Raw genomic sequence first — 12219 nt, 5'->3', positions numbered from 1 at the left:
GCGAACGTCCGGGTCGTCTTGCCGGGCGTCCCGTTGCGCAGCAGGAGCCGCTTGAGGTTCTTCTGGTCGATGAAGCTCGTGATGGTCGGCCGGATCTTGAACGACTCCTTGTTGTCGATCGTGCTGGCCGAGATGACCTCGACGCCCTTCCCTTCCAGGGTCAGCAGGTCGGGCCGGACGACGTTGTTCTGGGCCGCCTTTTCCAGAATGGTGGGAGTGACTTTGGGATTGGTGACCTCGACGAAGACGCGGTAGACGTCCCCATCCACTTTCTGAACCTCGAGCGGGCTCATCTTGATCAGGGGCAGCTCGTCGGCCTGGTAGAGGGTGAAGGCCATGTTCCGATGGCAGAGCTCCTCCAGCATGAAGCGGGGCGGAACCCGGCTGGTGGTTTTCTTCCAGGAGCCGCCGATTTCGACGTCCCCATAGTCGGGGTGTTTGAACGGCTTCCACTCCATGAACTGGTCGCCGAACTCCAGCTTGTCGTCGAAGAAGAAGCGGGACTTCTGGGGCGCGATCGGGCTGGCGGGGTCCTTCTGCTGCTCCTTGAGCTCGGGGCTGGTGAAATACTGGTCTCCGTTCCACAGCTCGTTGGAGAACGACAGCATGCCCAGCCCGTCGTTGGTGAAATCGATGAACCCTCCATGCACGGTGTAGAGCCCGCTCCAAATAATGATGTAGCGATAGAAGGGCAGAATGCGCTCCCCGTTCTGGCCCAGCTCGTCATAGGCCGCCTTGTCGGTCATGGGGTACTCGCCCATGTAGTCTGCCCCGGGGCCGCGCAGGATCATACCGCCGTTGTTGTGATAGGACTGGACGCCGGACACGTTGGGATGGGCATCCAGGAACTCGATCTCGGCCCGGGCTTCGGGAAGCTGGGTCGGATAGTCCATGGCCCCGCTCTGGATGTAGTTGGGCTGCCAGTCGATCGGGTAGTTGCGGTTACCGTCATAGCTTCCGGCGTCGTCCTCGTTGACCCGGCCGTCCTTGTCGTTATCGATGCCTTCTTGGCCGAGCAGGATGTAATCACCGGTCTCGCCGAACCCGACCGGTTCGAGCATCCGGGGATCCAGCTTGCTGATCCTGTGCGTGCCCTTGCCCGGGACATACTTGCGGATCTGCTCGATGACGCCGTTGCCGTTGAGGTCGTCCGGGCCGTCCTCGTCGAACAGTCCGTCGTTGTCGTCGTCCACCGGCAGGTGGCCCGAGCGGGCGTTGCCGCTGGGGCTCTCGAAGAAGTACTGGCGTCCGTCGGGGTTGATGGTCGGGACCAGGTAGAAGACGCGCTCGTTGACCAGACGGGTGATCGACTCCAGGCGGCCGTAGTTTTCCATCAGGTACCAGACGGTGTAGAGGCAGATCTCGCCGCCCTGGATCTCGTTGCCGTGGACATTGGCCTCGATGTACATGGCCGCCTTGCTCATCTCCGGCCCGGTGTCGGGGTTATTGACGGTCACGAGCAGAACGTCGCGATTTTCCACGCTCTTGCCGATAGCGCCCACTTTGACGAACTTGGGAAAGGCCGCAGCCAGCTTGCGCATGTCGGCGTAGAGCTCGTTCGTATCGTGGAAGCGGTTGAAATCGAGCTTGACCTTGAATTGGGGGTCGGAGAACTTCTGGGTCAGGCCTCCCTGCGGCAGGACGGCCAGCAGGGCGAAAGCGGCCAGTCCGGCCAGGAGAAAGCGGGTTTTGCAGCTGCGGGAATGGGTTGTGCGGCTCATGTTCGTATTCCTCACTGGAGCGTCACCGAGCGGGAATCCGCCCCGCCCTTGGCCGAGACGACCTTGAGGACGAGCGGTACCCCGGCCTTAGCCTTGATCAGCCAGTCGAACTTGACCCGTTCGCCCGCTCCGGTAATGGATTGGACGAAGCTGGTCTTCTGGTTGCCGGACAGGATTGCCGCCGGATCCACCTGCAATTGGACCATGGTCGGCTTGACGGCCCGCGCCGTCACCGCATGGGCCATGGCCGTGGGCCAGACGCCCTCGTTCGCGACCTCGGCTTTAACTCTATAAAGGCCTCCGCCCTGGGCGGTCGCCTCGAGCTTGGCGATCTTGACCTTGCTGAACAGGGTCGTCAGGTAGAGCGCGAACTCGGCATGGGGCTTGCCCATCTCCGCGATCTTCGCCGCCGGCGGATTGACCGTCGCATAGGGCTTGAAGCCGCCGATCTCGATGTCGCCGAGGTCGGGATGCTTGAACGCCGTCCAAGCCGCAAAGCCGTCAATCTTCTCTTTGTCCATCCATTGCAGAACGGCCTTGTCGATAGCCGCCGCCTCGCCCGCTTCCGCGCCGGGAGCGCCCGCCACGCCGCCCGCGCGGTTCATGCCGCCGCGCTGGGCCATCATTTGGGGCGCGTTCGCCTGGCCGCCGGCGCCGGGAGCTCCCGCGCCGCCCGGACCCGGGACGCCTTGGCCCCGGGCCGCTTCAGGCAGGCCCCAGCCGGGGGTGGAGAACGAGGGCACGCCGAACTGGAAATAGCCGACTTGGAAGAACGCGCCTTCCGGTTTAGCCAGGACGGGAGCGGTCCGGATACCGGTCAGCTCGGCGTACTTGGCCGAAATCGTCCGGAAATAATCGACGTCCGCCGCGTTGAAGACGACCACGGCCTGACGCGACGGCTGGGCGGCTCGGCCTCCGGCTTGGCTCGCGGCGGCCGCCGCCGGCTGGCCGCCGCGCTGACCACCGGCTCCGCCGGCCGTGAACTGGGCGCCGCCGGAAGCCATCAGGGCCTGCAGCATGTCTTCGGAGATCATCATCTCTCCCCCGCCTCCCCCGCCGCGGCCGCCCCGGCCAAACAGGCCGGCCAGCCCCCCGGCCGGGAAGATCCCGGTCTTGCCGGCCCCCGCGATCGAGGCCTCGGCGAAGGCGACGAGGTCGAGCGGGCGGGCCGATCCATACCGGCCCTGGGCGTTCACTGCGGCGATGAGATTGTCGCTCTCACCGAAGGTCAGGATGGCAGCGATGTTGCGATGGGCAACCGTCCAAGCCAGGACAGCCTTGGTCTCGGATTCGCTGACCATGTAGCGGCCTGCCTCGGCTTTATAGCCGGGATACTCATGCATGAAATTGCGGTTGAGGTTGACGCCGCCGGGGCCGTCTTCATTGATGAAGCCGTCGCCGTCGTTGTCGATACCCTCCCAAAACAGCGAATATTCGCCGCGCTCGCCCTTTTTAGGATCGGCCTTTTTCATGGCCCGCTTGTCGTCGGGGTCGATCATATATGCGCCGTTGGGGTCCTTGACCCGCATCACGGTGATGAAGCCGTCCTTGTTCAGATCGTCCGGCCCGTCTTCATCGATGCGGCCGTCGTTGTCGTCGTCGAAGGGCGTCGTGTTCGTCCGCCGAGCCCACTGGATCGGGGCCCACATGAACTCGGCCCCGTCGGGATTGACCCGGGGCAGGATATAGACGACGTTCTCGTCCAGGGCCTTTTTGACGGCGGGATTGCCGGGGTAGCCGCGCAGCAGGTAATCCGCCGTGAACAGAGCCAGCTCGCTGCCGTAGACATGGTCGGCCTCGAATCCCGCGGCGATGAGCAGGCCGGGCCGCTCGGCCGGGGGGACGCCGGCCGGGGCCGCAATCTGGATGGCCCAGAGATCGCGCTTGTCCCGGGTCTTGCCGATCGATTCGATCTTAACCATCTCGGGGTAGGCTTTGCCCAGCCCTTGGGCCAAAGCGGTCATCTCAGCGTAATTGTGATATTTGCCGAAGTCTTGGGCTCCCGCCGCCGCCAGCATGAGAGCCAGCCCGACGGCGCCCAACGCCCGGGTCGCGTGCTTCATCTTAAGCCTCCTGTGCGTTTCATATCGAAAAGGGCTGCGTCCGATTTCATTTGAACGCCGGATCCGGCAGGATCACCAGCTTCTTGGTGGCGACTTCCTTGCCGTCCACGGTCAGGGTGACCTTGTAGGCGCCGTTGTCGGCCCGCAGGCCGCCGCCGCGCTGGCCGCCTCCCCCGCCTCCGGCCGGTGCTCCAGCGGGAGCTTGGCCACCCGCGGCTTGACGGTTGAGGCTCCAAAAGACTTTCTGCACTCCCTTCTTGGCCGAGCCCGAGGATATTTCCTGGATCAGAGTGCCTTCCAGGTCCTTGATCGTCAGCTTGACGGACTTGACCTCGGCCTTAAGGTAATAGTAGATCGTGGCCCCGATCGGGGGGTTGTCGACCTTGGCGAACTCGCCGTACTGCTCGCCCTTGCGCTCGAGCGTGTTCCAACGGATGGCGTCCTTGACGTCGAAGAGATACGCGTCCTTGGCAAAGATTTCGGCCTTGAACTCCTTGATCGGACCGATGTCGGCAATGTAAAAGCCGCGGCCGTAGGTGGCGATGGCCATCTCGCGCTCGCGCTTCTGGATGGCCATGTCGCGGACGACGACGTTCGGGACGGGGCCGGAGAAGGCCGCCCAGGTCTTGCCGCCGTCCATGGTGAAGTGAATGCCGAAATCGCCGGCGATGTAGAGGACGGAGGCGTTGTCGGGGTCCTCCTCGACGTCGAAGAGCGGGTTCATCAGGCCGCCCGAGATGTCCTCGAAGGTCAGGCCCTTGTCCTTGGTCACGTAGAGATAGGTTTTGTCTTCGTTGTGGGTCCGGTAGCCGCTGAAGGCGACATAGCAGATGTTTTCGTCAAAGGCCGAGGGGACGACCCGCTTGACCCATTTGTCATACGGGATCCGGGCGCCCTTGACGCCGGCCTTCGGCTTGCCCGCTCTGTCGTAGAACTTGTCGGTCAGGCTGACCCAATTGACGCCGCCGTCGGGCGACATCCACAGGTTGCCGTCGTCCGTGCCGGCCCAATATAGGCCCGGCTTCTTGGGCGACTCCGCGAATGTGTAGATCGTGGCCCACTGCAAGTTTGTTTTTTTGGCCTCATCCAGCTTGGTCTTGTCGGCCTTGGACAGGTCGGGGCTGATGGTGACGAAGGTGTTGCGCTCGCCGCGGCTCAGGGAGCGGTGGACGAACTGGGAGCAGATGTAGACGATCCCGGGGTTGTGCGGCGACAGCACGATCGGAGCGTTCCACTGATAACGCTGAGCCGGCACTCCGGCCGCGGTCTCCTCGGGAGTGGTCCGTTTCTGCAGGCTGCTGTTCTCGCCGGTCTTCAGGTTCATCCGGCTGGAGGAGCCGAATTGGCTTTCGTAATAAATCCAGTCGGGGTTCCACCAGTCGCGGACGACATAGAACCCGTCGCCCGTAGGCAGGTAGGTCCAGTCGGCGGCGAAGACGCCCCACTGATTGCGATTGCGGCTGGGCCCGATCCAGGCGCCGTTGTCCTGGGTGCCGCCCATGACGTTGTAGGGCACCTCGCTGTCGACCGAGACATCGTAAAACTGCTGGGCTCTGACGGTCGACTTCTGGCTCCAATGCTTGCCGCCGTCCCAGCTCTCGCCGGCGCCGCCGTCGTTGGCGCTCATGACGTGATTGCCGTTGGCCGGATCGATCCACATGCCGCGGTGATCGACATGCAGTTTGTAGTTGCCGGCGTCCCAGCCGGAAGCGGCAAAAGTCTTGCCGCCGTCCTTAGAGACGGTGACGTTGGTGTCGCAGCAGTAGACGATCTGGTCGTTGGTCTGATCGACGTAGATCCGTCCGTAATACCCTCCCTCGGTCTGGTTGACCTGGGCCGAGCCGCCGGAGGTCTTGTACTCGGTCATCCTCTGCCAGGTCTCGCCCTGATCGTCCGTGCGGTAGACGACGCCCGAGCGCTTGACCGGGGCTTGGTTGCGCAGGACGCCGCCGTAGAGCATCTCCAGGACGTGGCGGTTGACGATCTGGGCCCGCCCCTTGGCCTCGCTCGAGTCGGCTTTGGGCGCCTCCTTCTTTAGAAGCGCCTCGATCTCGTCGATGGCCGCGATCAGATCCTTGTTCTTGGCCTGGACCTTGCGGGCCGCCGCGTTGAGCTTGGTCAGGTCGACGCCGGCCTTGGCCAGGGCGTCTTTATCGGCGATGAACTCGTTGATCTTTTTGACCAGGTCGGCCTCGTTCTCGGCCGCCAACGGGGTGAACTTGGGAGCCTGCTTGGCCAGCTCGGCCGGGATCTTGTAGCCCTTGAGCTTGGCCAAGGTCCATTCGTCCGTGAACACGCCGCTTTGGCCGCCGCCGCCGAAACCGCCCGGGGCCCGGAAATTGGCCACGCCGTCGCGCTCGGCCAGGCCGAGGTTGATCTCTTCGTCCAGGCGGGCGTAGAGAACGGAGGGCTTCTTTTCCAGGAGGGTCAGACCGGTCCGGCCCAGTTGGGCCTTGACGGGCAGGCCCGATTCCAGCGGCTTCCAGGTCTTGCCGCCGTCGGTCGTCTTGTAGAGATTGTTGCCGGGCTGGCGGTCCATATAAGTCCAGGCCCGGCGGTAGGTCTTGTAGGCCGCCGCGATGACGACGTTGCCGTCGCGCGGGTCGATGACGAAATCGGCGACGCCGCGGTCCTTGACCGGAAAGACGTTGGCCCAGGTCTTGCCGCCGTCGGTGGACTTATAGAGGCCGCGCTCGCAGTCGAGCGCGTTGTCGTAGAGTTTGCCCTCGGCCGCGACGTAAACGATGTCCGGGTTTTTGGGATCGACCGCGACTTTGGGGATGAAGTAGCTCTTCGCCAACCCAACCTTGGCCCAAGTCTTGCCGGCGTCGACGGACTTCCAAACGCCGTCGCCGTGCGTGCTGGCGCGGGCATGCATCGGCTCGCCCGTTCCCAGGTAGAGAACCTTCGAGTCGGAGGGCGCGATGGCCAGGTAGCCCATGCTCATAGATCCGGACTTGTCGAAGATGGGCTCGAAGTGCGTCCCGGCATCTTCGGTCTTCCACAGGCCGCCGCTAGCCGTCAGAATGTAATAAGTCGTCGTCTGCCCGCGGGGCACGGCGAACTCGGTGATGCGGCCCGAGAAATTGACCGGGCCGATCCAACGCCAGGCGAATTGGCTCAAGTCGTCGGTCGTCGGGGCGGTCTGGGCGACGGCCATGCCGCCGGCCAGGGCCAGCATCCCCGCCGCGGCCAGGATCAGGACGATACGAGATGTCCAGGTTCTCATGCCATCTCCTTCTTGATTGGGAAAGTGGGGTGGGACAATCCCGCGGCCTCGCCGGACAGGACGCTGACCGCCGGTAGCATGCGGGCTGGGGAAAATCCGGGGGAAAAGGCAGGGCAGGCGGGGAGATCGCGTCGGAAAGGCGTCACCTGCGGTATGTCCTGCTCCGTGATGAAAATCGTGCTTTGGACGATCGCGGGGAGGGATTTCTTCCCGCCGCCGCGCCGATCGCCAGGGAGAGGGATAACACAGGGCCGAATCGATGTCAATTTTTCCCATCCGCGTTGACTTTTAGGCAAGGGGATCACTATAATCGATCGCCTAGACCCGGACGAGGAGAGCGCCCATGGCCAGAAGCGACGAGATCCTGAGCGGCGATTCGAGCCCTCGCGAAATCCCGAGCCGGGCCAGCCGTCTGGGTCCCGGGCTGTCCCTTCAAGCCGAACTCTCCGGAAAAGAGGATCTCGTCCTGCAGGGGAATTTCAAGGGGCTCATCGGGTTGGAAGGGGCCGATCTTTATGTCGACCTCAAGGCGGAAGTCGAGGCCGAGGTCGAAGCCGCCAACGTCTACGTCTACGGCGCCCTGACCGGAAACATCCAAGCCACGGGGCGCGTCTTCCTGGCCCCGACTAGCCGCATCAAGGGCAACATCTCGGCCGCCCAGATCTCGATCCAGGAAGGCGCGATGTTCCGCGGCGCCATCCAGATGAAGCCGAAGGGCGCCTAAGCCCCGCCCGGCCCGGTTGCGCCTCCCGCGGTTGCCGAGCGAGGCGCCTTTTCGTTGAGGAACCGACGCATCCCATGAAGAGATTCGATCCTCCCCGGACGTCCCGCCCGTTCGAACTCGTCTCGGACTTCCAGCCCATGGGCGACCAGACGCTGGCCATCGAGGCCTTGTCCGAAGGACTGGCCCGCACTCTCCCCCACCAGGTTCTGATGGGGGTCACCGGCTCGGGCAAGACCTTCACCATGGCCAACGTCATCGCCCGGTCCAACCGGCCGGTGCTGGTCATCTCGCACAACAAGACCCTGGCGGCCCAGCTTTACGGCGAGTTTAAGCGATTCTTCCCCCGCAACGCAGTCCACTACTTCGTCAGCTATTACGATTACTACCAGCCCGAAGCCTACATCCCGGCTTCCAACATCTACATCGCCAAGGAAGCCACGATCAACGACGAGATTGACCGCATGCGGCTGGCCGCCAGCAACGCCCTGTTCTCGCGGCGGGACGTCATAATCGTGGCCTCGGTCTCCTGCATCTACGGCATCGGCGCCCCCGAGACCTATTACGACATGAGCTTCCGGCTCACGGTCGGGGAGATCGTGCCGAGGCGGGAAATCGTCCGCCGCCTGGTCGGCGTCCAGTACGAACGGCAGGAGACCGACCTAAAAAGGGGCGGCTTCCGGGTCCGCGGCGACGCGGTCGAGATCTACCCGGCCTATGAGGAGTCGGCCTACCGGCTGGAGCTCGACGGCGACGCCATCGCCCGCATCGACCGGATCGATCCCTTGCTCGGAACCGCGCTCGAAGCCCTGGCCGAAGTCGTCGTCCATCCCCGGACCTTTTTCTCGACGCCGCGGCCGATCCTGGACGAGGCTGTGGCCGGCATCGAAAAGGAGCTGGCCATCCGCATCGCCTACTTCCGGGATAAAGGCTTGGTCCAGGAGGCGGAACGGATCGAGGAGCGGACCCTTTTCGATCTGGAGATGCTGCGCGAGTTTGGGCACTGCCCGGGCATCGAGAATTATTCGCTTTACCTCAGCCGGCGCAAGCCGGGCGAGCCGCCCTACACCTTGCTCGACTATTTCCCGACTGGCTTCCTGACCATCATCGACGAGTCGCACGTCACGGTGCCCCAGATCGGCGGCATGTATCACGGCGACCGCTCCCGCAAACAGACCCTGATCGATCACGGCTTCCGCCTGCCCTCGGCCCTGGACAACCGGCCGCTGATGTTCGAGGAGTTCGAGGACCGGGTCGACGCCGTGATCTACGTCTCGGCCACCCCGGCCCGGCACGAGATCCAGCGGGCCGGAAACCGGGTTGTCGAGCAGATCACCCGCCCGACCGGCCTTATCGACCCCCAAATCGAGATCCGGCCGGTCGCGGGCCAAGTCGAGGATCTGAGGCGGGAAATCGAGGCTCGCGCCGTCCGGGGCGAGCGGACCCTGATCACGACCCTGACCAAGAAGATGGCCGAGGACCTGACCCGCTATCTCCACGAACAGGGACTGCGGGTGCGCTACCTCCATTCGGACATCGAGACGCTGGAGAGGGTCAAGATTCTGCGCGAGCTGCGGCGCGGCGGCTTCGATGCCCTGGTCGGGATCAACCTCCTGCGCGAGGGCCTGGACCTGCCCGAGGTCTCGCTCGTGGCGATCCTGGACGCCGACAAGGAGGGCTTCCTGCGCTCGTCCACGGCTCTCATCCAGACCTTCGGCCGGGCCGCCCGCAACATCAACGGGCGGGCCATTTTGTATGCCGCTCAGATCACGGACTCAATGAAGGCGGCCATCACCGAGACCGACCGCCGGCGGAGCCTGCAGGAAGCCTATAACCTGAAGCACGGCATCACCCCACAGTCCATCCGCAAGTCCATCGACGAGATCCTCTCCAGCGTCTACGAGCGGGACTACATCGACTACACCAAGATCGCCGAGGACAAGGACGCCTACATGTCGCCGCTCAAGCGGCAGAAGCGGATCGAAGAGCTGGACAAGCAGATGCGGGCTGCGGCCAAGGCCCTGGAATTCGAGAAGGCCGCCCGGCTGCGGGACGAGATCACCAAGCTCCGCAAGTACGACCTGGAGCTGCTGAATGATTAAGCTGCAGGAGAAGATCGCCGGCTTCCCGGAAACGCCCGGGATCTACTTCTTCAAGAACGCCGCCGGCGGGGTGGTCTACATCGGCAAGGCCCGCCGTCTGCGCGACCGCGTCAAATCCTACTTCCAGCCCTCGGACGACCCCAAGGTGGCCGCCATTCTGTCCGAGACCATGGACGTCGACTACATCCTAACCGGCTCCGAACGGGAAGCCGCCTTCCTGGAGAACAACTTCATCCAACAGGCGCAGCCGAAGTTCAACCTCCGGCTCAAGGACGACAAGAGCTTCCCCTATCTCAAGCTGACCGTAGGCGAGCCGTTCCCCGGGATCTATTTCTGCCGCAAGGTGGTCCAGGACGGGTCGAAGACATACGGGCCGTTCAGCCCGGCCAACGAGGCCCGCAAGACGATCCTCCTGCTGGCCAAGTCGTTCGGCTTGCGGACGTGCGAGGCGCCCGTCTTCCGCGGCCGCAAGCGGCCCTGTCTGGAATACGACCTCAAGCTCTGCGCCGGCCCTTGCGTCGGCCTGATCGGCGAGGCGGAGTACCGGGCCCGGGTGCGGGACGCCAAGCTGTTCCTGGAAGGGCGGACGGAGCGGCTGGCCAAAGCCCTGCGGGCCCGCATGGACAAGGCGGCGGCCGAAGAGGACTTCGAAGGCGCCGCCCACTGGCGCGACGTCCTCAAAGCGGTTGAGCAGGTCCGCATCAAACCGGCGATCATCTCGGTCCGTCTCGAGGACCAGGACATCATCGGCCGGGCCGCAGGCGGCGGGCGCGAGGCGCTCTACGTGTTCGTTATGCGGCGGGGCAAGGTCGTTCGATCGCACGAGATCCCGAAGACGTCCGATCCGGAGCAGAGCCCCGAAGCGAGCCTGGCCGACGGGATGCGCGGCTTCTATGCCGGCCGCGAAGTCCCGCCCCGAATCCTGGTCCCCTTCCCGCCGGCGGACCGGGCGGCCCTGGCGGCGGAGCTGACGCCGGAGGGCGGGCGGGAACCCGAGATCGACGTCCCGGCGCGCGGCAAGAACAAAGCGCTCCTCGAGATGGCCTTGCGCAACGCCGAGCGGGCGCTGGCGGCCGCGGACGAACGGTTGACACCGCTCTTCGATCTTCAGAAAGCCCTCGGCCTTCCGACCCTGCCGTCCCGCATCGAGGGCTTCGACATCTCCAATACCCAGGGACTCGAGTCCGTCGCGTCCATGGTCTCGTTCGAGAGCGGGCGCCCCTGGAAGGACGGCTATCGCAAGTTCAAGATCAAGACCGTGCAGGGGCCGAACGACGTGGCCAGCCTGACCGAAGTGCTGGGCCGCCGCTACGGACGCCTTCTGCGCGAGAAGGCCGCTCTCCCCGATCTGGTGCTGGTCGACGGCGGGAAGCCGCAGATACGCGCCGCCGCCAAGGTCCTGGCCTGGCTCGGGCTCGGCGGGTTGCCGCTGGCTTCGCTGGCCAAGCGGGAGGAGATCGTCTACACTCGGTCCGCGCGGGAGGGCATCCGGCTGGCGCGGACATCCCCGGGCCTCAAGCTGCTGCAGCATGTGCGCGACGAGGCCCACCGCTTCGCCGTCGCTTTCCACCGCAAGCGGCGGGCCGCTCGCGCCCTGAAAGGATGAGCCGCATGTCCAAGTCCAATCCGACGAAGGCCCGCGAGCCGCGGCGCAAGACCCGCCAGCCGCCGGCGTTCGGCCTCGGCGCCGGGCGCGGCGGGCCGTCGGTCCGGTCTTGGGCCCGGAGCAAGCAGGGACGCAAAGGGGGAAACCGATGATCCTGGGTATCGGCGTCGACATGATCGAAGTGGCCCGCATCCAGAAGGCCATCGAGCGCAACCCGCGGTTCTCCGACAAGGTTTTCACGCCGATCGAGATCGCCTACAGCGACGGAAAGAAGAGCCGTTTCATGCACCTGGCGGCCCGCTTCGCGGCCAAGGAAGCGTTCATCAAGGCCGTCGGTCACCGCGTCTCCTGGACGGCGGTCGGCATCGAGAATCTCGCGTCGGGCCAGCCCGTGCTGCGCGTGGTCGACGAAGCATGCTATGGGTATACCCGCGCCTTGGTCACTTTGAGCCACATCGCCGACTACGCCGTGGCCGTCGTCGTCTTAGAAAAAGAATAGGAGTACGAAGAATAGGGGTACAGTATACGTAAATCCCTATTTTTTTCCCTGGCCTTCCCGACTCACCCTAATTATTGGTTCATCTCCCATCTCCGGGAGGCGCGGCCAGGGGTATTGGCCCGGCGGCTTCGGGCTCTTTTCGCCGTTGGCCGATACCCCGATCCGCGCTCCTTTCCCGGGGATGGTGGATGATCCTTCTTTACGCGATGATCTGAACCGCCAGCCAATAGACGGTCCCGCGGGGACCGAAATCGCGGGAAGGGAATCCGATCAGGACG

8 protein-coding genes are annotated in these 12219 nt (G+C 64.4%); 5 read left to right on the top strand and 3 right to left on the bottom strand.

All coding sequences use genetic code 11. The features are described 5' to 3' along the window. The 3 genes from NTZ26_15375 to NTZ26_15365 form a co-directional block, all read right to left on the bottom strand. Positions 1-1721 (bottom strand): M14 family metallopeptidase (locus NTZ26_15375; protein MCX6561876.1); only part of this gene is annotated, 1721 nt, incomplete at its 3' end. 11 nt (positions 1722-1732) lie between these two features. Further along, a complete protein-coding gene (locus tag NTZ26_15370) occupies positions 1733-3784 on the bottom strand; it encodes a M14 family metallopeptidase (protein ID MCX6561875.1) in 2052 nt (683 codons plus the stop codon). A gap of 46 nt (positions 3785-3830) precedes the next feature. Next, the gene (locus NTZ26_15365; GenBank protein MCX6561874.1) at positions 3831-7013 is read right to left on the bottom strand and encodes a hypothetical protein; all 3183 of its coding nucleotides are present in this window, start codon (positions 7011-7013) and stop codon (positions 3831-3833) included. 343 nt (positions 7014-7356) lie between these two features. Here NTZ26_15365 and NTZ26_15360 point away from each other — a divergent pair, with 343 nt between their 5' ends. The 5 genes from NTZ26_15360 to acpS all read left to right on the top strand — a co-directional run bounded on the left by NTZ26_15360 (position 7357) and on the right by acpS (position 11941). Then, entirely contained in the window at positions 7357-7737 is a 381-nt protein-coding gene (locus NTZ26_15360; protein ID MCX6561873.1) for a polymer-forming cytoskeletal protein, read from the top strand. A gap of 74 nt (positions 7738-7811) precedes the next feature. Beyond that, positions 7812-9836, top strand: coding sequence for an excinuclease ABC subunit UvrB (uvrB, locus tag NTZ26_15355; protein ID MCX6561872.1), 2025 nt, complete (start codon positions 7812-7814; stop codon positions 9834-9836). Further along, complete coding sequence (gene uvrC, locus NTZ26_15350; GenBank protein ID MCX6561871.1) at positions 9829-11442, top strand: excinuclease ABC subunit UvrC; 1614 nt, start codon at positions 9829-9831, stop codon at positions 11440-11442. Before uvrB ends, uvrC begins: the two co-directional genes overlap by 8 nt. 5 nt (positions 11443-11447) lie before the next feature. Further along, positions 11448-11594, top strand: coding sequence for a hypothetical protein (locus NTZ26_15345; protein MCX6561870.1), 147 nt, complete (start codon positions 11448-11450; stop codon positions 11592-11594). Next, entirely contained in the window at positions 11591-11941 is a 351-nt protein-coding gene (gene acpS, locus NTZ26_15340; GenBank protein MCX6561869.1) for a holo-ACP synthase, read from the top strand. Before NTZ26_15345 ends, acpS begins: the two co-directional genes overlap by 4 nt. Positions 11942-12219: the final 278 nt, after the last annotated feature.

It is taken from the genome of Candidatus Aminicenantes bacterium, from assembly GCA_026393855.1.
In the GTDB taxonomy this organism is placed as follows: Bacteria; Acidobacteriota; Aminicenantia; order Aminicenantales; family UBA4085; genus UBA4085.
The sequence above is the reverse complement of the archived record's forward strand: the minus strand, read 5'-3'. Positions and strand labels throughout refer to the sequence as shown.

Coding starts and splice junctions, on each gene's coding strand:
- acpS (MCX6561869.1), top strand. CDS start 11,591: ATGATCCTGGGTATCGGCGTCGACATGATCGAAGTGGCCCGCATCCAG.
- NTZ26_15365 (MCX6561874.1), bottom strand. CDS start 7,013: ATGAGAACCTGGACATCTCGTATCGTCCTGATCCTGGCCGCGGCGGGG.
- uvrB (MCX6561872.1), top strand. CDS start 7,812: ATGAAGAGATTCGATCCTCCCCGGACGTCCCGCCCGTTCGAACTCGTC.
- NTZ26_15360 (MCX6561873.1), top strand. CDS start 7,357: ATGGCCAGAAGCGACGAGATCCTGAGCGGCGATTCGAGCCCTCGCGAA.
- uvrC (MCX6561871.1), top strand. CDS start 9,829: ATGATTAAGCTGCAGGAGAAGATCGCCGGCTTCCCGGAAACGCCCGGG.
- NTZ26_15370 (MCX6561875.1), bottom strand. CDS start 3,784: ATGAAGCACGCGACCCGGGCGTTGGGCGCCGTCGGGCTGGCTCTCATG.
- NTZ26_15345 (MCX6561870.1), top strand. CDS start 11,448: ATGTCCAAGTCCAATCCGACGAAGGCCCGCGAGCCGCGGCGCAAGACC.